Source organism: Aliikangiella maris, from assembly GCF_040719265.1.
Lineage (GTDB): Bacteria > Pseudomonadota > Gammaproteobacteria > Enterobacterales > Kangiellaceae > Aliikangiella > Aliikangiella maris.
Genome location: NZ_JBFDAH010000003.1, coordinates 200,438 through 224,329 on the forward strand (window position 1 = coordinate 200,438; position 23,892 = coordinate 224,329).

Annotated in this window: 16 protein-coding genes and 1 pseudogene; 5 read left to right on the forward strand and 12 right to left on the reverse strand. The window is 37.6% G+C overall.

Annotated features, from left to right (window positions below; all coding sequences use genetic code 11):
• Positions 1 to 172: 172 nt before the first annotated feature.
• The 4 genes from ABVT42_RS04095 to ABVT42_RS04110 all read right to left on the reverse strand — a co-directional run bounded on the left by ABVT42_RS04095 (position 173) and on the right by ABVT42_RS04110 (position 4,852).
• Entirely contained in the window at positions 173 to 1,438 is a 1,266-nt protein-coding gene (locus ABVT42_RS04095; RefSeq protein WP_353873868.1) for a Calx-beta domain-containing protein, read from the reverse strand.
• A gap of 337 nt (positions 1,439 to 1,775) precedes the next feature.
• On the reverse strand, positions 1,776 to 2,381 hold the full coding sequence (locus ABVT42_RS04100; protein ID WP_353873869.1) for a peroxiredoxin: 606 nt from the start codon (positions 2,379 to 2,381) through the stop codon (positions 1,776 to 1,778).
• A 254-nt stretch (positions 2,382 to 2,635) separates the two neighbouring features.
• A complete protein-coding gene (locus ABVT42_RS04105) occupies positions 2,636 to 3,961 on the reverse strand; it encodes a saccharopine dehydrogenase C-terminal domain-containing protein (protein ID WP_353873870.1) in 1,326 nt (441 codons plus the stop codon).
• A 258-nt stretch (positions 3,962 to 4,219) separates the two neighbouring features.
• Positions 4,220 to 4,852, reverse strand: coding sequence for a chalcone isomerase family protein (locus ABVT42_RS04110; protein ID WP_353873871.1), 633 nt, complete (start codon positions 4,850 to 4,852; stop codon positions 4,220 to 4,222).
• Positions 4,853 to 5,429: 577 nt separating this feature from the next.
• On the opposite strand from ABVT42_RS04110, the gene ABVT42_RS04115 reads away from it, so the two are divergent.
• Positions 5,430 to 6,833, forward strand: a complete 1,404-nt coding sequence (locus ABVT42_RS04115; RefSeq protein WP_353873872.1) for a TonB family protein — start codon at positions 5,430 to 5,432, stop codon at positions 6,831 to 6,833.
• A gap of 190 nt (positions 6,834 to 7,023) precedes the next feature.
• On the opposite strand, the gene ABVT42_RS04120 is transcribed toward ABVT42_RS04115, so the two are convergent.
• The 7 genes from ABVT42_RS04120 to ABVT42_RS04150 all read right to left on the reverse strand — a co-directional run bounded on the left by ABVT42_RS04120 (position 7,024) and on the right by ABVT42_RS04150 (position 14,974).
• Entirely contained in the window at positions 7,024 to 7,794 is a 771-nt protein-coding gene (locus ABVT42_RS04120; RefSeq protein WP_353873873.1) for an MBL fold metallo-hydrolase, read from the reverse strand.
• A 13-nt stretch (positions 7,795 to 7,807) separates the two neighbouring features.
• The gene (bamC, locus tag ABVT42_RS04125; RefSeq protein WP_353873874.1) at positions 7,808 to 8,890 is read right to left on the reverse strand and encodes an outer membrane protein assembly factor BamC; all 1,083 of its coding nucleotides are present in this window, start codon (positions 8,888 to 8,890) and stop codon (positions 7,808 to 7,810) included.
• Positions 8,891 to 9,124: 234 nt separating this feature from the next.
• Positions 9,125 to 9,739 carry a MiaE family protein gene (locus ABVT42_RS04130; protein ID WP_353873875.1) on the reverse strand — a complete coding sequence of 205 codons (615 nt, stop codon included), beginning with the start codon at positions 9,737 to 9,739 and terminating at the stop codon, positions 9,125 to 9,127.
• 107 nt (positions 9,740 to 9,846) lie between these two features.
• Positions 9,847 to 11,838 carry a transglutaminase TgpA family protein gene (locus ABVT42_RS04135; RefSeq protein ID WP_353873876.1) on the reverse strand — a complete coding sequence of 664 codons (1,992 nt, stop codon included), beginning with the start codon at positions 11,836 to 11,838 and terminating at the stop codon, positions 9,847 to 9,849.
• 44 nt (positions 11,839 to 11,882) lie between these two features.
• Complete coding sequence (locus ABVT42_RS04140) at positions 11,883 to 12,884, reverse strand: DUF58 domain-containing protein (RefSeq protein ID WP_353873877.1); 1,002 nt, start codon at positions 12,882 to 12,884, stop codon at positions 11,883 to 11,885.
• A 32-nt stretch (positions 12,885 to 12,916) separates the two neighbouring features.
• Positions 12,917 to 13,834 (reverse strand): AAA family ATPase, encoded by a 918-nt coding sequence (locus tag ABVT42_RS04145; protein ID WP_353873878.1) that lies wholly within the window; start codon positions 13,832 to 13,834, stop codon positions 12,917 to 12,919.
• 270 nt (positions 13,835 to 14,104) lie between these two features.
• The gene (locus ABVT42_RS04150; protein ID WP_353873944.1) at positions 14,105 to 14,974 is read right to left on the reverse strand and encodes a fructosamine kinase family protein; all 870 of its coding nucleotides are present in this window, start codon (positions 14,972 to 14,974) and stop codon (positions 14,105 to 14,107) included.
• A gap of 223 nt (positions 14,975 to 15,197) precedes the next feature.
• On the opposite strand from ABVT42_RS04150, the gene ABVT42_RS04155 reads away from it, so the two are divergent.
• The 3 genes and pseudogenes from ABVT42_RS04155 to ABVT42_RS04165 form a co-directional block, all read left to right on the forward strand.
• Positions 15,198 to 15,890, forward strand: coding sequence for a PspA/IM30 family protein (locus ABVT42_RS04155; protein WP_353873879.1), 693 nt, complete (start codon positions 15,198 to 15,200; stop codon positions 15,888 to 15,890).
• Complete coding sequence (locus ABVT42_RS04160; protein ID WP_353873880.1) at positions 15,883 to 17,247, forward strand: hypothetical protein; 1,365 nt, start codon at positions 15,883 to 15,885, stop codon at positions 17,245 to 17,247. The genes ABVT42_RS04155 and ABVT42_RS04160 overlap by 8 nt, the downstream gene beginning before the upstream one ends.
• A gap of 293 nt (positions 17,248 to 17,540) precedes the next feature.
• A pseudogene (locus tag ABVT42_RS04165) lies at positions 17,541 to 17,987 on the forward strand (DUF2799 domain-containing protein); the annotation flags it as partial.
• A gap of 206 nt (positions 17,988 to 18,193) precedes the next feature.
• On the opposite strand, the gene ABVT42_RS04170 reads toward ABVT42_RS04165, so the two are convergent.
• Positions 18,194 to 22,531 (reverse strand): two-component regulator propeller domain-containing protein, encoded by a 4,338-nt coding sequence (locus ABVT42_RS04170; RefSeq protein WP_353873881.1) that lies wholly within the window; start codon positions 22,529 to 22,531, stop codon positions 18,194 to 18,196.
• Between the two features lie 283 nt (positions 22,532 to 22,814).
• Here ABVT42_RS04170 and ABVT42_RS04175 point away from each other — a divergent pair, with 283 nt between their 5' ends.
• A complete protein-coding gene (locus ABVT42_RS04175; RefSeq protein WP_353873882.1) occupies positions 22,815 to 23,753 on the forward strand; it encodes a GGDEF domain-containing protein in 939 nt (312 codons plus the stop codon).
• Positions 23,754 to 23,892: the final 139 nt, after the last annotated feature.

Consider the following 23,892-nt stretch of genomic DNA (forward strand, 5'->3'; position numbering starts at 1 on the left):
AATAATAGGCTAAAAAGAGAATAATGTTAGGAATATTTTACTCAATCCCACCGTCCAATATTACCAGGGCAACATTTAAATCTTTTTCACAAATAGAATTTTAACGCTACGCAACAAAAATAATCAGGCTTCAATGGAAAAACCTGTTCAATATTATTTTGGTTTTAAAGTTTTAACGCTGTGTGCGAATCAAATGTAACAGTCCCCAAAAAATTAATATGAAATTTAAATAAAATACAGAGCCCGCCGCTGAGTATTCGGCTTCAGTTTGGTTAGTTGAGGGCGGTTCTTCACCAGGCTCTTCATTTTCTTCTTCAACAACTTCAGTACCATCATCATCATTAATGACAACAGTCACCTGGCTTGGATTACCAACTACTGCACCGTTGGTTGGATTGGTTAAGGTTAAATTGAACGTTTCTCTCGACTCTTCAGCTGTATCATTAATCAGGGATAAATTTACCGTTTGTGATTTTACCCCCTCATCAAATGACAAGGTTTGCATTAGAGCAACATAGTCAGAATTAGCATTAGCTGAAATATCACTTGAATTAATATCAACAGTAACAATGCCTGCGGCTCCGAAAGTTCTTAACACCGTCACCTGCAGTACATCATCAGATTCAGAAACAGAATAACTGACCGCACTAAAAAGAAAAGTACCAGGCTCATTTAAAACTTCATCATCTTCAATGGTGACTTTAGTTTGTGTTTGGCTACCTAATACAGCGCCGCCATTAGCTTGATTTAAAGTGACCGTAAAAACTTCGGCGCCTTCGAACTGATCATCATCAATTAAAGTAACTGAAATTGTCTGACTTGTTTGCCCTTCGGCAAAAGAAATACTGTCACTTTGCAGAACAAAATCTTCTCCCCCAGTGGCATTATCCATATCTATTGCAGCAACCGAATAATCGACCGTCACTTGACCAGTTGACCCCAGATTACGAGTAACTGTGATTGAAAGCGTCGTTTCCATTTCAGAAACACTTATAGTTGGGGCTTGCATCTCAATTAAACCAAAATCGCCAGCGGGTCCGATTGCAACAATCCAATCATACAAAATTGCAAGATCAGCCTGACTAATCATCTCCGCATTAAGCGGCATAGCAGCACCACAACCAGGATTTTGCATCGACACTTTTCGATATAACACTGAGTTAGCTGGATCACCCGCAACAACCCTTTTTAAGGCAGGATTACATACAGCATTAATATCGATCAGCTGTTGTTCAGCAGTGAGTGCATCAGATAATGATAAAGAGCCGCTCGGAGAATTCCCCGAATGACAACCAGTACACCCATTATTTTCGAAAATGGTCTGCACATTAGCGGGAACTTCGGCAGCTAAATTTAAGCTAGCAATCAATCCAAATACTAAAATTAACCTCGCAAAGATACGATTAACCAAGCTTTTTTCAAAATATAAGTTGAGCATTTATTGCCGCCTCTTTCACAATTCTATAATTATCTGGCCGACCAAAAGACATTCATAGCAAGGTTAAACTTCACTATTTCAACCATACTTTGCAAGCGCAGCACCACTGTAATGTCACTGATTTTGTCTTTTTAGAATGATATCGCCGATAATATTCGCTAATCAGATATAAAAGCTACCATATTCTGATGACGACTGTGGTAAATACCCTGTTTTTTGTGAACTATATGGCAAAGGTGAACGACTAGTTCCAATTTGGGATAAGACTTTGAGAGGAGACAAGACTAAAAAGCCGGGAAATTCCCGGCTTTTGTTGAATCGACTGAACAACCGTTTATTACAGGCTATCAGCTTCTTCAGATAGATATTTTGCAACACCTTCAGGTGAAGCTTGCATACCTTTATCACCTTCTTTCCAACCAGCAGGACACACTTCACCGTGCTGTTGATGGAATGCTAAGGCATCAATCATTCGTAACATTTCATCAATGTTACGACCTAAAGGCAGATCGTTAACAACTTGATGACGAACCAGTCCGTCTTCATCAATTAAGAATGATCCACGGAAAGCAACACCAGCTTCAGGATGCTCAACATCATAAGCTTTACAAATTTCATGTTTAACATCAGCTACCAACGGATAACCAACTGCGCCAATTCCGCCGTCTTTAATTGCGGTATTTCTCCAAGCATTATGAGAAAAGTGAGAGTCAATTGATACACCAATGACGACAACCCCTTTTTCTTCAAACTCTTTCAGACGATGATCAAAAGCGATTAACTCTGAAGGACAAACGAAGGTAAAGTCTAAAGGATAAAAGAAAACAACTGCTTTTTTTCCTTGAGTGGCTTGTTTGAAATTAAAATCGTTAACGATTTCACCATTACCTAATACAGCAGCAGCAGTAAAATCAGGTGCCTGACGACCGACTAAAACTCCCATTATAATCTCCCGTTTATTTTCAAGATTAAAGTTATCAGTTTATACCTGCTCATCAATCATAGCAGGTATTCAAAAGTTTGAAGCTCAACAATACGCTTTATTAGTCAAAAGTCCAAATTGAGCGTATCAATAAGCAATATTGTATTATGCTATTGAGTACTTATTGGTCATAGAAAAATCTAATCTTTCGATACAAACTCAATTGGGATTCAATTTTTCTAACCAAGTATCAATATGAGCAATTCGAGTCAAAATTAAAGGTGATTTAAAAAGCTCGCTTCTGATTCGTCGTTAACAATCTCTTCAACCATTTTTATATTAAGTTTTTCTAATTCTTGCAATACAGGTTCATAAATATCTTGGGTAACAGGAATGCAAACACCTTTTCTGGTTATCTGTCCTTTTAATATCAGGTCAGCGGCAATCGCAGCAGGATATCCAACAGTTTTTGCCATAGCAGAAAAGCCTCCCACATCACCTTTTTCTACCAGCGTTGAGCGATGAAAAATTTTGTTATTATTTTCATCTGTCAAAACAAATCGATGCTGCATGGCAATCATATCTTGTTCATTTTCCTCATACTGTAATTTATCTTGCAACAAGGCACAAAAAGCTTCAATAGGTGATCGCCCAGCAACCGCTCTATCACTAAAACAGTCCATCCAGGCAAAATTTTCCACTAACTCAGGATCGCTATCAAAGCTGCTTTCAAGTTGATCCAGACTCAGATCGGATAACTGGGCTATTAACTCTCGCCAGTTTGATGGTTTAGCATCATTAAATAAAGTATTTGATAGCAAGCCAATCGCTTTGGCTTTATGGATAATGGCTGCAAATCCGGGGTAACGTAATGTGCCACGTAATAACGTCTGAACTTCGGGAATCTCATAAGCCTCGCGATAACCTAACGAGTCTCGATTAGCATAACCGGTTAATTGTAGTTCTTCATTAAAAGGTACATCGCGCATAGACGACAGCAAATCTTTAGCCGCAATAGTCTCCACTTTGCCACGACTGTAATACTTAGCTTCATTTAATACTGCGGTTAAAACAGCCATAGGAGACCAGGAAAACTTATAGCCAAGCGGATTATTATTTGCCTCAGGCGCAGGAATACCACCACACCACGACACTAGTGCCTCAACCTTTTGCTTTTTATCATGCGCTTCATGAATGACTTTCATCGCTGTCATGTGGTCAATGCCTGGGTCTACACCAATTTCATTTAATAAAATAATGTCAGCTTCCTTGGCAGCTTCGTTGAGAGCCCACATGTCTTGATGAGCATAACTGGCAGTCACTAACGGAACCTTTTGTGCAATACAAATACGTGCAACTGCAACATGAAATTGAAATGGAACAAACGAAATGACTAAATCCGCTTTAGCTGCAAGATTGGCTAATTCATCATCATTTGTCACATCAACCTGAATAGGAAATAAATGACTTCTGCCAGCCGCTAATTTTTCAGCTTCACTCAGAAACTGAGACCCAATAGTGATTGTATGTTCTTTTTTATGTAAATAGTCAACTAAAGGCCCCGTCACAAAACCGGCACCTAGTAATAAAATATTAGCCATTGTATTTTTCTCTGTTTTGAGTATGTCTGTATTATGAGTAAAGAATTTGCGGTCGTTAATATTGATAAATATTAATCAAATTGATACTGCTGATGGCAGCAAAGAATAGCGAGTATTGGATAAACTGTAAACCGAAAATTCAATAATTAAAAAAATACGTTTATCCAATAAAACACAAATGAAATGATAGTTTTGAATATAAAATTTATAATTTAAAAAAGGTAATTTTCAATCAAAATTTTATATTCATAAAAAGAATTAAAGATTAATGTATTGACGGAGTAACTCAATTGCATAGTCTCCATCATTATTTCCTAATATACCTGACTTAAACTTTGAAGTGGGTGGTCTTTCACCGACCCAGATTTTCACTAATAAATTATATAAGTCATGAGAATTCTCGACTTGCCCAATAATTCTACCATTGAGTATTACTCGTGTACCAAAAGTATGATGATAATCAAAGCTCAGTTCATCACCCTTTTTGTAACTACCGCTAAAAAACTTAAGAAATTGCGCCAGTTCAGCTTTTTGTGCATTGATATCTTTGCGAGAATTATTGATGCGCAAACTTTCAACTAGTTTTCTTTTAAAGCTACGTGCAGATATTGAGATTTTAGAAGCAAATTTAAACTGCATTCTACGAGCAACCTTAACGCTAAAGAAATCGGCCGTTTTGTCATACTCAACTTTTTCATCCAGATACATCGCACCAATATAATAATCATCATTCAACAGACGGGTTAATCCCATTCCGACCATGACAACTGGACGATCAATAATAGAAACCTTTTGTATAGCAAGCATCTTTTCATTTTCAGACATTTCCTGTGCAAAACAAAAAGAACTGAGAGTCCCCATGAACAATATAATAATTTTAAGATACTTCACAATCACACCCCGACTCTTAAGTCTGCTTGGTTTTATTATTGTTTACCCTGAGATAATTTGAAAAATCAGTGAGTTAAAATTTCCGACCACCTGCCACTGAGCAAATAAATTAAATAATCTGCCAACTCTTGTTTTTATGACAACAAGCTTCAAAGCGACTTGCTTGACATTCCAAATTCTTTTTACACCACTACTTAAATCTAGATGATTTTCAATGGATTAACAAGTAGTTATGGAATTTTACCAAAGATTTCACAATATTATTAAAATTCCCAGTACATTTAGTATTAAAATATTGGTATGCTAACATAGCGGTTGGTTATTTAAGTGTTTTTATAAAATAAAATACAAATGCTTCACAATTTTTAAAAATTTTTAGCTATTATTTTAATAACGCTTAATTACAAAAATTACACGATATTATAGCTGTTTTGATTTACGAGGTTATGCAAATCGAAATTATTCTTATTTTAAATAATAAGTTTCGAGCACATCTGCCGTAGTCAGTCTGATAGTATCTATTCTGATACATCTAGCAGCTATACAAAAAGTTAACGGTGTTACTGGAGTTCGATTAATGTCCTTTCGATTATTTTCTCTAAAAAAGGTTAAACATCAGTTTGCTTATATTAGTTATACGGCATGTTTATTTTTTATTTTTGCAGGTCCCTTAAAAGCCAATATTTCAGCCACTCTTTCTAATAATGAAACAGTCAACCTGATTGGTATTGGTATGTATCAGGAATTACGCAACGATATTTATGTGGGAGCGCTGTTTGGCCCCTCCTCTATTACTGAAGTTGAGCAACTGCTCGATGAATCCGTCGCCAAGCGTATGTCAATTCGATTTTTAACTAGCTATTCTAATCGAAAACTTGCCCGACATTGGAAAGAAAGAATGGCAATGAATAATCCAAGAAGCAGCTGGCAACCCTTAACTCAGCAAATTGTGGGTTTTTCTAAAATATTTAAGCGTCCTGTTGAGCTAAATGATGAACTCAATATTGACTACATTCCAGGTGTTGGGACACAGGTTTATTTAAATTCAACTTTATTTATGACCATCGATAATCACGATTTTGCAGAACTGTTATTAAACGTCTGGCTTGGCAATATTCCGCCAACCAAAGCTTTTAAAAACAGTATTCGAGGATTAGACGACGCCTCAATTAAAGGCAGTTATATTGCACGTTATGAGGGGTTATCTCCAGCTAAAGGCCGTTTTGATAGTGATTTGAACGATTCGACTCAAGTCGCTATTGCAGAAGATAATCCAGCCGAAAATACAACCAATCCTGCCACTAAAGTTGCTCAAAATACGGCAACAAAACCACAAGAAGATAAGCAATCAGCTAACAAACCTGAAACAAAACCTAATGCCAAGAAAGTGGCTAAAGTGGATGAAAAGAAAACGGGTAATAATCAATCACAAAATTCTACTTCCAAAGCTGCTACTGATAATAAAAAAGTAGCTGCGAATAAACCGGACTCAACAACTTTAACAAAACCTGATACCACGCCTGAAATCAAAACTGAAATTAAGCCAGATATCCCCGCCGATATTAAACTTGATCCTAATTTAGTAAAAGTGGCAGATAAAGCAGAAACAAAACCAGCAGAAAAAAAACCAGAAACCAAAAAAATTGCTAAAAAAATTGAACCGGTAATTGATGAGAACTTTTTTGATGCGGATTTGGTAACGGGTTCTTACACTCGGGATTTAATTAATGAAATCAAAAAGCATCAAGAGTATCCTCGTAAGGCGTTGATTGATAGAAAACAAGGCGACGTAACAGCACAGGTTACAATTGATAAAGATGGTGAAATTCTTGATATTGAGCTGATTGAACGTTCGGGTTCGAGAGTTTTAGATCGCGCAGTAAGCCGAATTATTCGTAAAGCAGGGCCTTTTCAAAAAGTTCCTGTTGAATTAAAACTAGAACAGTTTGTATTTGATGTCCCTATTTCATTTAAGCTATAAAATTTAATTGAACTATCAATTTATCTAATAATAAAGACTTTTCAATAAAAAAGGCGCACTTAGGGCGCCTTTTTTATTCGAGAACCACAAGCTCACTAAAAGCTCGTTAATTCTTTGTTCAAACGTTTAAAGTGGTTTCTCATTTAATCTTTTTACTATCTCCAAAAAAACAGAGAACGGTTTAATAACACTATTCGATTCTGACCCATTCGAATCCATATTGCTGATCGGCTAAAATCACACGTGTGGTCTTTTCCAATTCAGCCTGCTGAATAATATTTTTTACCAGCTCGGGACAATTATTTTCTTCACTTAAATGCATGGCTGCCAATAATTTCAAACGACTTTTATTAATGGCATGCAAAAAATTTAATGCTTGCTGATTATTTAAATGCCCTAAATTTCCACCTACTCTGGCTTTTAATGATGCCGGATAATTACCTTGCATTAACATCGTAATATCATGATTAAATTCCAGTAATAAAGCATCACATTCTGCAAAACAACTGATCACATGTTGAGTGACATGCCCAAGGTCAGTCAAAATACCTATTCGATAGTTATCATTATGAAACACAAACTGACAAGCTTCCCTTGAATCATGCGGAACAGCCACTGGTAAAATTTGAATCCCGGCCAACTCAAAGGAATCATGAATATTAATTAAGTTAAGTGACCGAATTTTATCGGCACGCGGATGCAGACTGGTCCCTGGGCTCATCCATACCGGAATATTAAACTTATTTGAAAAAACAGGTACGCCATTAAAATGATCACTGTGTTCATGAGTGACTAAAATAGCATTAATATCGGCAGGCCTTAATTCAAGGGTAGTTAACCTCGACTCCAGCTCTTTAGATGAAAATCCGCTATCGACCAAAATAATACTTTGATCAAATTGAATGAGTGTTGCGTTACCTTTGCTCCCTGATCCCAGAGAGCAAACTTTTACATTGGACAAGGGACAGTGTCACTTATTTTTTATCACTAAATAACTTGTTTAGTTGGGGGTAAAGCTTAACCATGGTCTCGGCATTGAGTGGTGTCCCCTGACCATCGCGAAATACAATTGCGGTAAGCTCTCCAACGGTTGTTACCGTTACCTGATAGTCGCCAGATTCTAACGGCAACGGGGTTTGTTCTTCATCGAATAACGAGGCAAAAAATCCTGGTTCCTCATATTCATAGGCAATAAAGTAAGTCATCAAGCGCCGATCACGATCTTTAACATCAAAGTCTAATGCTTCGAGAACTTTGGGTAATTTTTCCCAAACTAAAGCCTTATCTGTTTCAGTAACCAGGGCCGCATTATTGTTGTCATCATGAGCTAACTGAACTTTAAAACCAGCAACTACCGCATTTTTAGAATTGCGATCACGTTCAATGGTTGCTGTATCGTAATGAGCAATAATAAGATTTAGCATTTCAGCGGAATCATGCCAGTAATTGGCCATATCTTGCCACTTATCCGTATCATCATTAAACATTTGAGCCGCAATTCGCTCAACAGTAATTTGTTTTTCATCTTTTAAAATACCTTCACTTAGCGCGATACGAAATTTGGCTTTAAATTCATCAATATCGTCTTCGCCAGCGATGCCTAACCAGACGCCACGCTTGTCCACCGCAACCCATTCCGTTTCTAATACGCGATTAGCTTTATCGCGGCGACTGAACTTTACGCCTTGTTCAGTAAATAAATTAATGATGGTATCCCATAAAAACTCTTCGTTTTCAACGATATAAATTGCAGGAACTGGCGACTGCTTGTTTGCTCGAATATTATCCAATACATCTAAAATTTGAGCTGGTGCTACCAGACTGATATCTTTACCGCTAGGGGCATTTTTAGCCTGTTCACCAATGGCAGGAACGACCGTGTAGTTAACATTATTTTCATGTTTCAAATGGGGTGGGATTTTTAAAGGCGCAGTTTCTTTCGCTTTTAGGTAATCATAAGAAGTATCTTTAATTAAACCATCTTCGCCATAAAATAAGCTACATGCAGACAACAAACTTGCTAAAGCGAATAGACTGATGATTTTTATCAAGTTCAAAACTGTTACTCCAATACCCTGAATTTCTCTTAAGTAAACTAACTGATTATTTTAAGTGCTTACTTTTGCTGGTGTGCTATGTTACTTGCAGGTGGAAAGCAACTCAAGCAAAAAAGATTCACTATCAACCGCCAATATGACCTGAACTGCGCCAGATGGTTCCTGAAAATACTGAATTTGGTATGATTAGAGCCAGCAAATCAGGCAAAGTTACAGTCAAATACAAAGTTACGATTAAATATTGTGAGGTATACCGCTATGAAAGCGAAAAACCTCATCCTTACTGAGTATCAGCTCAGCCTCTTTCTCTAGCATTTTATCAACCTGTGGTGAAATATCGTTTGCACAATAGAGTTGAGCCAATTGGAGATAATCTTCAAAATGACGAGATTCAGACTTAAGTAAATAACGATAGTATTTGGCTAGTTCAGGTTCTTTATCTTGCAGGTAAGGCACCAGGCTGGCAAAACGTTCACAGGAGCGAGCCTCAATAATGCCACCAATAATACAAAAATCTACCAGTTTATCGGGCTCATTATCACGCGCCAGCTTACGCAGACTTGATGCATAACGCGATGGTGAAAGTATGGAATAAGTAATTTTACGCTGAGTGAGCATTTCAAAGACTTGTTCAAAATGCAATATTTCTTCGCGTGCCAATTGCGCCATTTTTATCTGAAGTTGCTCATATTCGGGGTACTTAAACATTAAGCTGAGTGCAGTTGAAGCTGCTTTTTTCTCGCACTTGGCATGATCGATTAACAAAATATCTAAATGCTCAGCGGCATATTCCAGCCACGATGCGGGCGAATCACAATGAAGAAAATTTCGAACTGGTGAAATATCCATAAAACAACGAAACCTAGTGACGTACAAAGGCCGCGATTATAGGGGATTTATGGACTATTTTCGAGCATTTCACGATAACTAATTACTAATCATGCGTTTATCATAATTTATAACTTGAGTTGTTTAAAACGTTTAACTAATTGCTTAACCTGCTGTTCATCAGCACTTGAAGCCGCATATTGAAGCGCAATATATTCATCAAGTAAGTCAATAACATGACGGAAGTGATATTTTCTGATTCGTCCCAGTTTTGCCTTTAACTCGGCAGGACCAAGCGAAGGATCATACCCAATCACTTTTTGCTTAGCTAATTTTTGCTGTAACAAGTCAAATTGTCTCGCCAATGGCAAACTTGAGCGGCGTTTCCTCAATATTTGAAATCCAGCCATACTCGCCAATCCCAAAACAACCAGCACCATCAAAGTCATTAGTTGCTGATTGGTCATTCCTTCGAGTCCTAAATGAGAGAACAGTTGTTGTTGCTTTGACTCATTGTAATCGAGGATCCAGTCATTCCAGTTGGCGTTAACCTGATCGACCCAATATTCCATCGACTTTATCCAGTCAACGGCGCCAAGTTCAACAACCTCAAAATCACCAAACAACCTTTCACGTTGCCGGTAATCATTTAACAATTGAGGCTCAACCCTGCTGGGATCAATTGCGCCAGTTGGATCAACTCGAATCCAGCCTTGTTCTTTTAGCCAAATTTCTACCCAAGCATGTGCATTCGAGTTACGCACAATCCAATAATCTGTAAGCGTATTTTGCTCTGCGCCTTGATAACCGACCACGACACGAGCCGGAATACCTGCTGAACGCGCCAGAAATACCAATGCTCCAGAATAATGTTCACAAAACCCCCGTTGATTATCAAACCAAAAACTATCAACTGTATCCTCTGACATAATCGGTGGGGTTAAAGTATAGTGAAATGGCTGTTGATTAATATGTTGTAGAACCTGATTTATAAACGCCCAGTCACTATCTAAACGATTACGCTGATTTAGCGCCCATGTTTTTGCTCGAGGATTACCAGAACCAGGTAACTGAGTATAAAATGCCTTTTGGCTGTCGGTTAATTCTGGCTCAATTATTAATTTCGGATAAGACGAGGCCGTAAATCTTACTCTATCGATCAAATGAAAGTCACTTCGCACCGAATAGTCACTTTTTAACTGGCCTTTATCAGGCAAAATTACAGGGCGATCTAATAACACCAGATAATCTTGTTGAGTTGGCTCTAGTGTGATGGCGTATTCAACCAAATCAGTTTGACTCAAACTGTCAGGATTTGCCGAAATATTGACTGGTGGACGAGCGGTCCAGGATATGCCATCAAACTTATCCAGGGTTAACACACGCCAATATAAGTCTGCTTCTGCTGGGAGTTTTCCATTAAAAACAACCCGAAAAGCAACTTCATCTGATAATTGTAACCCGCTAATCTCACCAGGGCTCATACTATCGGAAATACCACTTGATGCACTGCTTTCTCCCGGCATTCGCCAAATTGGTCCACCGAGTCTGGGAAAAAATACAAACAACACCAACATAATGGGAATAGCCAGTAATAAATAACCTGCTAGACGTTTTAATAAGCGAGAGAACTGTCGACCGAAAATCGGATAGCGCTGAATACTATGAACGGCGACAAATGCATATAACAATAGAACCACCGGAACAAACTGATAAACGGCAATAGCTAAACTTTGCGAAAATAAAAAGCCGGTCACTAGCATAAAAAAGCCAAAGCTTAATACTAAATTCGCATCTTTAATATTTTTCACTTCGAGTATTTTTAAACCATACATCGCGGTAATTAGCGCAATTCCCGCTTCTTTTCCGGTAAATTTTTGAAATACGGCATACACGCCACCAATGGCAACCAGCGTAATTGCTAATTTAATCCAGCGATGAATCACTAATTGCCGATAAAAAGCCCAATACACCATGACCACCACTAAAGTGTTTAACAGTGCAATCCAAGCAGGTACAAAAAAGTAAAGTGGCAATAACACGGCTTGATGAGCCAACAGCACTGCCGGCAGAAATATCTGTCGACTTTTAAATTGTGATTGAGAAATAAAATCGATCATCGGCCAGGTTATCGTATTAAAATCAACATCAGAACTCTCCTTACTTAAGCTACTGGTGTCATAAACTGTTTTTCAGTTAAATGAGCGTCAAGCTGATAGCAAGCCAGTAATTGCAAACAATGGGAGCGATGCACTTCGCCTTCATCAAAAGCGACAGAATTGTCTGGTAGCTCAAGTGCAAAAGCTAACTGAGCTTTCGCGGCTTCAATCACAAGAAATGTTAAATAACTTAATCGCAATTCTGGTGCGACACCTGGAAAATCATTCCAAGAAAAGCAAATGCGGCTAGCCTGATAGCCATTAAATTCACGAATAAACAATCCTCTTTCCCTAGCAAAAGCCTTCCAGTCGATTCGACTTAATGGCTCCCCTGCCTGATAAGGTTTCAGCCCATATAAATCATCAACTCCCTCAGCTTTTTGTCCCTCTTCATCCGTTTGAGTACCAGCCAGTTGAGAAAACTCTGGCGGCTCAACCGGTTTAGGATAAACCAATACATCTTGCTGTAACTGAATATAAGCCCAGGTTCGCAGCCAACCGAATGGATAAATGCTCGACACCATTATTCCGGGCATGATTAACCTGCCGCGCTTTAATGTATCGAGATAAATATCCAAAGACACCGTTTGTTCAGCCGGAATATCAATAAATTTCAATTGCTCATAAGACAAACCTAAGCCTACCGTATGATGATTACGACCAGCCCGATCAGTACACATCACGCTGACTCGATTGACAGAATCTGCAAACAACTCATCGGGGACACGCACTGTAAATTGAATATCCTGTATATTTCGATAAGTTAAGATTACACTCACTAACCCTATACTGATTAATAAAAAGGTTAATAAAAATGCCAAATTATTTTGATAGTTAGTCGCGCCTATCAACATCAATAATACAATGACAATCAGTAGATAGCCTTCGCGAGTTGGCCAAATATAAGTGGATCGTTGATTGAGCTCTACCCTTTCGCCAACAGGCATGCGATTGCGAAAAAATCGCCTGAATCGCCATTTTAATCCAGTAGTTGGTTTGCTCAGCATTTCGCCACTCTACCCAGTAATGTAATATCGTTTTAACGAGGGATCGCTGTCGAATGAAGGATAGCCTCCAAGGGAGATTCGCTTGACTGTTGCGTCGCATTTTGCGCTGTTAAGCGATGGCCAACAACCGCAATCCACACAGCCTGAATGTCCTCTGGTAAAACAAAATCTCGCCCGGCAAGATAAGCCCAAGCTTTAGCAGCCCTGAGTAATGCCAATCCGCCTCTAGGTGATAATCCATGCGACCAGTGTTGGCTATTTCTGGTTGCCGAAACTAACAATTGTAAATAATCGAGTAACGTTTCAGAAACCACTACTTTGGCAATCGCGTGTTGACAAGCCAGTAATTTTTTACCATCCAGTATTGGCGGTAAACTGGCAATTTGAAAACGAGTATCTTGTCCTTTAAACAATAAGCGCTCAACTTCTGGCTCAGGATAGCCTAGAGATAAACGAATTAAGAATCGATCCAGTTGTGATTCAGGTAAAGGATAAGTGCCAATCTGATGAAAAGGATTTTGAGTAGCAATAACAAAAAATGGTTCTGGTAGCGGGCGGCTCACCCCTTCTGAAGTGACTTGATACTCTTCCATGGCTTCTAACAGCGCACTTTGCGATTTTGGCGTTGCCCGGTTAACTTCGTCGGCTAGAATGACCTGAGTAAAAATTGGACCCTGATGAAATTTAAAGCTTTCATCGCTGCGCTGATAGATAGCAGATCCGATAATATCAGCAGGTAGTAAATCGCTGGTGAATTGAATTCGTTGAAAATCTAATCCTAAAATTTTTGCTAACGCATGAGCGAGCGTTGTTTTACCCATGCCAGGTAAATCTTCTATCAACAAATGGCCTTTGGCTAATAAACAGACTAAAGCCAGTTTAATTTGGTGTTCTTTTCCTAAAATAATCTCGTTAAGCTGCCAAACTACCTGCTGTAACTGCTGCCGCATTATATTTTTTCCGAATAACTGATTAATTTCAAAGTCTTATTTAAAATCATGGATGAAGCACCCAATAATTGCAAGCCACCATTAAAGAATTGAGTCACAATTATTCGACTTTCAGTTATTTATCTGAATTTTCAATCGCTTTATCGCAACTCAATTTTTGCCTTGTGCCTCAACGCAAGTCAACACAAGTCAATTCGAGTTTAATAAAAGCCATCGTTGTAAGTATATATTGAAACTAATAAATAGCGCTTTTCGCTGTGCGTGTAAAACTTAACCACTCGTGCTCAGCTCATCCCACTGAACAGCTAACAAACTGTCTATTACTGATTCTGCTTGCGATAGATATCCACCACCAAACAAATTTGCATGATTTAAAATGTGATACAAATTATACAAATACTTACGTTGAGCATATCCCTTTTCAATTGGCATAATTTGCTGATAGGCATTGAAAAACGCTTTACCTGGGCTACCAAATAATTCCAGCATCGCCAGTTCAGCTTCATGATCGGCATAATAACAAGCAGGATCATAAATAACAGGCTGTCCGGCCAAATCAAATGCATAATTTCCAGACCACAAATCACCATGAATTAAAGACGGTCGACAATTTCTTTGTCTTAACATTTCGGGAATGCTTGCCATTAATTGATTACCCTTATTGAGCAACCGACAATTGACATTTTTTTGTGTTAATAAATTTAGTTGAAACGCAATTCGGTGCTGACTGAAAAACTCGGCCCAACTTGCGCAGGGTCGATTGATTTGTGGTGTTAACCCAATATAGTTATCGCCTATCCCACCAAATTTTTCTCCGTAATTTTGATGAAGCTTAGCTAGTTGCTTACCAAAAAGCGCTTTATCGCCAGATGATTGCATATCGATAAAAGGTAAAATTATAAAACTGTAATTCTCAATTACTCCGCTAACCAGTACCTTGGGAATTTGAATTTGCCGAGTTTTTGCTATCAGTGCAATATTGTCGGCTTCACAAGCCAGCATGGAGTAACACATTGACGAATTCAATTTTATAAAGTAATCGCGTGTGGCCGTTTTAATTCGAAACGCCTGATTAATATCGCCACCACTAATGGGAATCATTTTTAAAATTTCAATTCGAGATTGCTCGACTTCTGCCAGATATGTTTGTAATTGTTAAATCAAGCTCGTCTTTAGGTTCATGGTTTAGCCAGTATTTAAATCTTTGATTAATTGGATGATTAAGTTAGTTTGTTCCGTTTATTGAAAACTAGCGTAACTAGTACACTCAAAGTATCGTCATTTAATACTTGAGTCAATCGGCTGTGATTTCCTTTAAGCATCATCGATATTATCCGCACTATCAGCTATCGAGGATGATCTTATGTCATTTATCAAACGACTTTCTATACAGCTTTTTTCAAAACTGGATGATGCGGTAACCGAGTTAGAAAATCATGATGCACTGATAGGTGCAGCAATCAATCAACAAAAACAAAAGGTTTTTATCGCTAAAAAACAACAAGCCAATTTAAATCTGCATATTAATCAAATTCAGGAAACTTTGCATACGACTCAAAAAAAACAACAACAATGGCATCAGCGAGCGCAACAACAGATTGTTAGCGATCCTGAAAAAGCCAAAGAGTGTATCCACCGTCAATTACAATTAACTCAACAAATTGAGAAATTACAGCAAACTCTGCAAGCCTATCAAACAGCACAAGCACAACTCACCGCCGACATTCAAAGGTTCGAGCAGGATATCTGGCAACACCAACAAAAACGAGATTTACTAAAAACGCGACAAAGCCGGCTATCACTTCAAACCAGCTCACAACATGAGGCTACCGGCAATATCATTAATGATTCATTCAACCGTTGGGAAGCAAACATCATGGCAACCGAAAGTAACAGTATCAATCGTTTAAATAGCATCGATTTAGTGTCAGCAGTTAATAGCGACAATCATCTGGAACAATCATTTTTAGAGGCCGAATATGCCGAAAAAATACAAGCTGAATTTGAGCAGCTAATCGCTTCGCAACAAGCACAATACGGAGCTAACAATGACTAGTTCAATATCAACCAACTCGCAGACTAATGAAACATCTATTTTTCAAGATTGGCAACAATCAGAAAAATTCGCGCACCCCCCCGAGCAGAAACATCAATCAAGTTGGCTGAATTATTTACCAATTCTACTACGCAGTCTTGGCGGCTTTGCCATATTAATCGCTTTATACAGTTTTGTATTGCAAGGCTGGCAAACACACGGAGATGGCATACGCTATATCATATTTTTAACTCACACGCTGCTATTAGCAGTCATCGCCTTACTCATTGGAAAATATTTGAAAGAATCAAAAGGCGCAAGGTTACTATTATCTTTATCATTAATTTCTATCCCAATAGACTTTGTCATTTCTGGCGCATTCATTCAGGCTTTCCAGTCATCAACACTCACCGACGCAAATCAACCATTCACCTGGCAACCACAAAGTTTGAGCCTGACCATAGGATTATGTTTAGCAACATTTGTTGTTAGCACCCCGATTATTTTGTTTGGTTTCAAGGTATTCAACCGCCACTTAAACAAACAAGCCAGTCTACTTTTCATTGCTATCAACTCGTTACTATTAATTCCCATAAGGGATACATTGTTTATTACCACTTTTGTTTTCATTTGCACATCAAGCCTATTGTTGTATTACCATTTTTTAGCAAAAAAACAAATTGCAATGAAAACACTCGAAGGAAAATTTCTACTAACATTACAATTTTTACCGGTTTTATTATTACTTGGTCGTAGCTTTTGGCTTTATCACATGGATTCGCTTCTGACAGCATGCAGTTGTTTAGTCGGTTTTGTATTAATTCGACAATTTAGTTTTCCATTAACAGAAAAATCCAGGCAGAGACAACTCCTCGAAGGCATTTCTTTAGTATTAATATTTATTGGTGTTCTTAACTTTGTTATTGTTTTTGAGAACTATCTACCTGATGCGCTCAACATGATCTTTTCATCCTTGATTGGTGCATTGATGCTATTTGAAATGTCTGCCAGAACAAAGCTACGTCAGCTACATTACCGGCTATTAGCCAGTTTATGTTTGCTTTATGCTGGACTAGTCAATTACTTTTTGATAGGTGACTCATTAGCAATTTATTTAACATTAATATTTGGCATATCACTATTAACCGTGAGTGTTTTATTACAGCAAAGAGCTTTATTTATCAGCGGAAGTCTATTAACTCTAATTGGCATGTTTAACTTTTTGGGTGAGCTGCTCTTCCATTTCGAGTTAAATCATTGGGTTGCTTTAACGCTCATTGGTATCTGTTGCATTATCACCGGCTCAATGATTGAAGCTCATTACCAACGAATTAAAAGTTGGATTAGTAACAAAAACCAATATTTTCTAGCCTGGTAAATCATATTGTTAAAATTTCATTGACAGCCACTAGCCGTTTGGAAGTTAGTTCAGGATGAATTCAACAAACTTGTGTTTTCATCCTGATGCTTTCACTTTTACATTTTAAACGCTAAGCTTACAATGTATGCTCAAATCAAAATTATTAAATAATCTGGATAAAATTTATGCAATTGAAACGATTAATCCCACTCTTTTCAATACTCTTTAGTATTTTTTCCATTATTTGGTTAACTGGCTGCGCATCAATGTCAGAAGGTGAATGCCGAACCGCCGACTGATATCAATCAGGCTATAATGACGGACTGTTAGCCAGAGGCCAAAGAATAGACCAGCATTATAACGCCTGCAAAGAATACCAGGTTAATGTAGACCACCAGCAATATCGAAAAGGTTATTTTGATGGACTCAAACGCTACTGTATTCCAGCTAATGGTTGGAAACGAGGTATGCAAGGAACAGATTATCATCATTTTTGCCCCACCAATTTAGAACGGGCGTTTTTAGCCGCTTATAAAGAAGGAAAGATTTACTACCTCAACAACCTGCAAATTAATCAGCTCATTGAAGAAAAAAGCCAGTTAGAAGATCAAGTGACCAGCGAAGGAACAGGATTGTCCAAAGAAGCTAAACTCAATATGCTACGTGAAATCAGCGTACTCGAAGAAGAAATAGAAAGCTTGACCGAACAAAACCAATTTGAACTCGATAAAGCCAACCATAAAGGGTGGCATTACTAATCTTACATTGAACGTATTTTATCTCAAAAAACTGCAACAATCTCTCGCCACTTCAATATGAAGTGGCTTTTTATTGGCCTTAATAATGCTCATTTCAACATTACTAAGCGCACCCTCAATTATGCTAGTGTTGCTAGCACTTCTCTTACTACTATCCGCACCGCTTCTATTTGTATTGTTCTTATTTACAGTTTTCCTATCCGTGCTTACCTTATATTGCTCGAGGAATTACGGTTTAGTTTATCCCGATTAAACTGTGCCTTAGTTAATTCATTATTGATTTTTCGCTGCCCTTTCACTAAACAATTTTTCAATGCATTAAGCGAAATGGGTTTAATTAATACATCGTGAAATAGTTTTGTATCACTGGCAAATTTATCAGAAATGAGAATATCCGATGAAGCTAAAACAATTTTCAAATTATCATATTGAGCATTTTTGCGAATCATTTTTGCCGCAGTCACTCCACCCATCTCAGGCATTTGCATATCCGTAATGACTAAATCGTAATATTTATTCGCGACAGCAGCCAGCACTTCTTTGCCATTGGAAACAACATCCGGTTGATAACCCAGTCGACGGCAAATATGCATCAACACTTTTTGATTAACGGCATTATCATCGGCTATTAATATATGCATAGGATTTTGCTTGGCAAACTCCGCTTCATTTTCCAGCTCACGTGCAACCAATCGCTTACCTTTTGCTGAATACAAACTAACAAATGCATTCTTTAACGCACTAAATTTAAGTGGTTTAGAAATAATATGATCATAACGCTGTAAATAGCCTTCATGATGCTGACTGATAACTTTGGGTGTACAAATAATAAAAACCGGAATATTCTCGTACTCTGACGATGATTTGCAATATTCAATAAATTTTTTAGCTTCAGAATCTTTAAAGGCATGATCAACAATAATTAAGTCAGGTCGGTTATTTTGAGTAAGATATCGCCATCCTGATACAAAACCGGTTTTTAAGGTAATATTAAGTGACATACTCGCTGCCAAATAACTGAACGTTTTATCTAAAAAATAATCCGGAGTTAGTAACAACAGTTGTTTATCGAGCAACAAGTCTATTGATTTTATCGTATTAATACTTGGTGAGTTTGTCGGCAAATCAACTTCAATTGAAAAGTAGAAGCTAGTACCGGTATGTCCATCACTGTCAACTTTAATTCGCCCTCCCAGATTTTTAATAATACGTTGACTAATCGTTAATCCCAAGCCTGTTCCACCGTATATTCTTGATGTACTATCATCAGCTTGAGAAAACTCCTCAAATATTTTTGTTTGTTTATCAATAGGTATACCTTTTCCGGTATCTTGAACAGCAAAGGTTAACTGACGCTTTGAGGCACTAATTTTTTTACCTGATATCAGCACCGTTATGCTGCCCTTTTTGGTAAACTTAAAAGCATTCCCAACCAAATTAACAATCACTTGACGTAGTCGCGTTGAATCAGAAATTATTTCCAAAGGCACATTGTTATTCGCCACAAGATTCAACTCGAGTTTTTTCTCATCAATTTCTTTAACAAAAATATCTAGCGCTTGTTCAATACAATCACGTAAATTAAATCTGACTTTTTCAATCGTCATTTTGCCCGCTTCCAGCTTGGACAAATCGAGAATATCATTAACAATGTAAAGCAGGTTTTCACCACTTACCTTTATCATGTCAATGTAGTTCATTTGCTCTTTAGTTAACGGCAGTTCGCTCAAAATACCAGCGGTACCAATCACACCATTTATCGGCGTACGAATTTCATGACTCATCATTGCCAGATATTCCGACTTTGCCTGGCTGGCTTTTTCCGCCATCTGTCGTTTATCTTCAGCCATTTGTTGCCGGGCAGTCGCTGTTTGCTTTTCAGCCTCAATAGTTTTAATTTGCTGATTAGCAATTTCTGTTTGATATTTTTCTTTAATTAATTTGTACCGCTGATAAATAAACAGACAAATAATCAACACCATACTACAGACATATAAACTATAAGCCCACCAGGTTTTCCAAGGTGCGGGCAGTACGGTAATTGCAACTTGTCGTGCCTGTTCATTCCATAATCCATTTTTGTTTGTCGCCTTAACTTTAAAAACATAATCTCCTGCATCAAGGTTGGTAAAAGAAGCAAATCTTTTATTGGCATCTGTATAAATCCAGTCTCGATTAAACCCTTCCATTTTATAAGCATATTGACTACGCATCGGACTATCAAAATCCAACGTTGAAAAGGTAAATCCAAATACGTTTTGATGATAATTCAATGTAATATGGGGGGTATATGCAATCACTTGATTCAATGTCGCTTTATCATCTGCCATTGGTAAGACTTTACGATTAAATAAGGTAAACTCATTAACCCAAATATCCGGTACTTCACGATGCAAAGTAACCTTGTCAGGATGAAAAAAGTTAACTCCTGCTGCCCCCGCAAAATAAATCGTTCCATCTTTTCCTTTTGTTTGAGCTGCAGTAAGATATTCACCTGGCATTGCGCCATCATAAATATCAAAGTTAAAAACCTCACCCGTCTTACCATCAAGACGACTTATTCCATTTGATGAAGTCAGCCAGATAATATCATTGTCATCAACAACTAAATTATCAATCGCATTGCTGAGCAAACCATCTTTGACCGAGTAATTTTTAACCACGAGCCGGTGATTTTTCCAGCTTAACTTATCGACCCCACTGCCGTAAGTCGAATACCAAATATTTCCTTGTGAATCTTCATCTATCGCCGATGTGTTATTATTACTGATTTTATTTTTACTGTTCGACGGTTCCATGTCAGCAGCCATGAAACGCGTAACTTCATGAGTGATCGGGTTAATTCGGTTTAGCCCAGCATCATTAGTTCCAATCCAAACCTGACCATGGCTATCGACTAATGTAGCGTTGAAACCAATATTATTTGAACTTAAACTATTTGAATTATTAGGATCATGTCGGTAATGTTTAAATTCACCAGACAAAACATGCAGTCGACTCACCCCACCCGATCGACTGCCTATCCATAAAGTCCCTTTTGGATATTCAGTCAATGCAACAATATTATTACTGGCGAGCGAATTTTTATTCTCTTTATCATGCTGGTAATGATGATAGCGTCCATTTGCTTCATCAACCAAGTAAAGTCCATTTGCTCCAGATGCAAACCACTTACGATTTTCCGAATCAATAAATGTCCGATTAATAATATCGTTTTTCCAACTCTTACCTGTCCCTGGAAATTTATCAATTATTTCAAATTCGTTCGACTGACGCTTCCAATGAATCACCCCATATTTTCGTGATGTCATCCACAAATCACCAATAGCATCTTCAGCCACACTGCGCACTGTGGTCGAAGGAAATCCATCTGGTTTTTCTGGATTATAAGTTAACCAGTTAAACTGTGTTGAAGAAAGTTTTAACTGGTTTAGCCCTTTCCACCAGGTACCAACCCATAAATAATTTTTATCTTGTAGCAAAGAATACGCATCACGGTTACTTAAACTGGTTATGATACCAGGATCACTTTTATGCAATATCGACTGCCCCGTTTGTTTATTCAAATAGGCAATCCCCTCACCGACCAATGCTATCCATAACCCATACTTATCGGCCGCAATAATATCAGGTACAATGTCCGAGGCAATTTGAAAGTGTGCCGTTTCATTATTTTGATAATGAATAAAGCGGTTTTCTTCAGGAAAAAAATGATTAATTCCGCCACCTTTTGTACCTATCCATAATGAATCGTCACTATCGATAAATATTTTGGTGACATCATTGTGCGATAAACTATTGGGATTTTCACTTTGATGAGTAAAGTGTGTAAAACGCTTACTATTCGGATCAAACTGGTCCAAACCGGCTCCAGGTACTTTCATAAATGGATAGCTGCTTAATGCAATCCAAAGCTTTCCTTGGCTATCTTCATTTATATGTTTAATATTGTTACCGCCAATAGACTCAACAACCTCGGGGTTATGTTGAAAACGCTGAAAGCGTTTGCTATATGTATTAAATAAATTTAATCCACCGCCGTTAGTTCCCACCCAAAAGCGTTTTTGGCTATCAATAAATAGTGAGGTAACTTCATTATTACTCAATGAGTATGGATCATTAATATCATTTTGAAAACGAACAAAACGGTCGGTCTTGGGATCGAGTCGATTGAGCCCACCGCCGTAGGTACCAATCCACAAATAGCCTTCGGCATCTTCAATAATGGTATAAACAAAATCATCTGACAGACCATGCGGATTTTTTGGATCAGCCCGATAAGTATGAAACTGATAACCATCAAACCAACTTAGACCACTTTGTGTTCCAACCCAAATACGACCATCAGAAGACTTTAAAATACAAAATATTGTTGCCTGTGGTAATCCTAGATTGCTGTCCAAATGTTTAAACTTTAGTGGATCAAAGGTATTTAACTGCTTTTTATCAAATAACGATGGAGAATTTTGAGCGAAGGCTAGCGATTGACTGACAGCGCAGATAATAAGGAAAAAAGTAAAAATTTTAGTGATTGATTTATACATCTTAACGCTGGTTAACTGACTCTGAGTCGCTTTCGCGTAATAAATACTGATTTACAGTATAGTTCAAGCAGCTTGCTTTACTTATATTTCATTTACCAATATAAACACACTGCTTTTATAACATTGACAGAGCTCATAGTGAGTTTTGGGATTAAAAAGTAAATTTTTGTGCGTTTTACCTTCAACTTTTTATTATTGTCTATACTAAAAAGAATATTATTTAATCGCTCATGCGCTATTAAATCTCGATTTATTTATCGCCTTATTTCGGTACTTTTAAACTATGAGTCGTTCACGCCAAGATGACATCAAAAATGCAGGTCTAAAATCCAGAAACGCACTGGCCTGGTTGAGAGACAATCAACTGCCTGCCGAACCAATTTGCTACACCATTGCCTATGAGTATTTATATACCGATAATAATCAACTGAAAAAACAGGTAGACGAGATCGATTTATCGGCAGACAATTATCGAGAAAAGTTAAATGAGGTATTTGAGAACAGTATTCTTAGCAGCAAAAATCAGCAACTTTCAATTTTTGGCGATCATGATGATCAATATGTTTGTGAAATCCTGAGTTTATTAGTCAAGAATTATGATCACAACGAAGACATATCAGACGCAGTTGATAAAATAAAGACCATTATCGGGCAAAATAAAAATCAAGCGGATGAAGATGAATCGCTTGATGTTGAGCATCCTCTCGATAATTATTTAAAAGTGAGAGATAACACTTCGCAAGACAAACTAACAAACTGCCTTGATTTTAGTGGTTTAAAACACACTGTGGCAGAAGCCTCAATACATGATGAACTGTTTCCCATGTCAATTTTACGTGTAAATATTGATCGCTTTAAATTAATCAATGACGTTAATGGCACATTTATGGGAGATAACGTATTAAAACATTTAGTCAAACTGTTTATCAGTACTACCAAAGGCAGTGATTTAGTATCACGCTATGAAGATGATGAATTCATTGTGGTACTCCCTAAAACCCCGCTAAAACAAGGCTTGATGGTTGCTGATAATTTACGCAAAAAAGTTATGGGCATCAGCCTGAAAAAGAAAGGAAATACCAATGTTGTCAAGTTAACCGTATCCATTGGTGTCGCTCAATATGAGCGAAAATTAAATTTTGAAGATGTTTTAATTAAAACTAAAAAATCCCTTAATCGCTCTAAAGATCTTGGGCGTAACAGCATCAATAGCGAAGACTAAATTTTCAGTTTTCACATAAACCTACCTGGATATTCTAAATAACCTCGTCATTGTCAACCGCTAATATCAATAGCCTACATGATTTGACATATTTATGACATTTTTTTACATGTCAACAAACATTAATAAATATCTGCCA

Coding starts and splice junctions, on each gene's coding strand:
- ABVT42_RS04095 (WP_353873868.1), bottom strand. CDS start 1,438: ATGCTCAACTTATATTTTGAAAAAAGCTTGGTTAATCGTATCTTTGCG.
- ABVT42_RS04100 (WP_353873869.1), bottom strand. CDS start 2,381: ATGGGAGTTTTAGTCGGTCGTCAGGCACCTGATTTTACTGCTGCTGCT.
- ABVT42_RS04105 (WP_353873870.1), bottom strand. CDS start 3,961: ATGGCTAATATTTTATTACTAGGTGCCGGTTTTGTGACGGGGCCTTTA.
- ABVT42_RS04115 (WP_353873872.1), top strand. CDS start 5,430: ATGTCCTTTCGATTATTTTCTCTAAAAAAGGTTAAACATCAGTTTGCT.
- ABVT42_RS04130 (WP_353873875.1), bottom strand. CDS start 9,739: ATGGATATTTCACCAGTTCGAAATTTTCTTCATTGTGATTCGCCCGCA.
- ABVT42_RS04135 (WP_353873876.1), bottom strand. CDS start 11,838: ATGATCGATTTTATTTCTCAATCACAATTTAAAAGTCGACAGATATTT.
- ABVT42_RS04140 (WP_353873877.1), bottom strand. CDS start 12,884: ATGCTGAGCAAACCAACTACTGGATTAAAATGGCGATTCAGGCGATTT.
- ABVT42_RS04145 (WP_353873878.1), bottom strand. CDS start 13,834: ATGCGGCAGCAGTTACAGCAGGTAGTTTGGCAGCTTAACGAGATTATT.
- ABVT42_RS04155 (WP_353873879.1), top strand. CDS start 15,198: ATGTCATTTATCAAACGACTTTCTATACAGCTTTTTTCAAAACTGGAT.
- ABVT42_RS04160 (WP_353873880.1), top strand. CDS start 15,883: ATGACTAGTTCAATATCAACCAACTCGCAGACTAATGAAACATCTATT.
- ABVT42_RS04170 (WP_353873881.1), bottom strand. CDS start 22,531: ATGTATAAATCAATCACTAAAATTTTTACTTTTTTCCTTATTATCTGC.
- ABVT42_RS04175 (WP_353873882.1), top strand. CDS start 22,815: ATGAGTCGTTCACGCCAAGATGACATCAAAAATGCAGGTCTAAAATCC.